Below are 604 nucleotides of genomic sequence, written 5' to 3' on the forward strand. Positions count from 1 at the left end.
GAGGATTTTCTCTTCTCGATGGTTCGTCGTTAGGAGCCGGTCTGCTGCCTCTCTGGTGAAGCGCCAACGGAGGCAGCGCTTGGCAGTGGAACTTCGTTTTGGGTGAAGTAGGTATTGATCAGGGCCACAACCTTTCGGCCCAGCGCCCGATCATCCTCGGGGCTCTCTGTGTCGAGGATCTCAAGCCGGCTCTGGAAATCGGGGTCGCAAATGAGAATGGCCGAATTCTGCTCGTCGCCGTCTTGCTGGCTGTCCAGGAACCAGCCCTCGTCCAGGTTCGGGTAGTCAACAACGAGACCCGCATTCAGGCTCTCGACAAGATATCTCGCCAGACGATCGTTGATCCGTGTGCCATCGTCTTCGCCGAAGATGAGCCGGGGCTCGCCCTGAGGATCCCGGATGACGTGCTGCCGCTCTCGTCCAGGGCGGGCGAGGAACAGGGTCCATTGTGACGACGGGCTCATGGGCTACTTCTTGTCCCAAGATTATTGGGGACAGCTTACGCTGGCGCCATGACACATAGCACTTCTGCCTTCGGATCAGTATCGCCGTCCGAGCATCCAGTCGCCGACCTCATCAAGGGCATCAAAGGCGCGGTTGGTCA

At 58.9% G+C, this 604-nt stretch carries 1 protein-coding gene; it reads right to left on the minus strand.

Annotated elements, in window-relative coordinates; genetic code table 11:
* Positions 1–29 precede the first annotated feature (29 nt).
* Positions 30–464: a hypothetical protein gene (locus KBI52_RS00995; protein WP_210804802.1), complete on the minus strand. Its 435-nt coding sequence runs from the start codon at positions 462–464 to the stop codon at positions 30–32.
* Positions 465–604 lie beyond the last annotated feature (140 nt).

Source organism: Microvirga sp. HBU67558 (assembly GCF_018069605.1).
Taxonomy (GTDB): Bacteria; Pseudomonadota; Alphaproteobacteria; order Rhizobiales; family Beijerinckiaceae; genus Microvirga; species Microvirga terrae.

What these genes read in the sequence shown, in the direction of transcription:
- KBI52_RS00995 (WP_210804802.1), bottom strand. Translation starts at nt 464, where the DNA reads ATGAGCCCGTCGTCACAATGGACCCTGTTCCTCGCCCGCCCTGGACGA.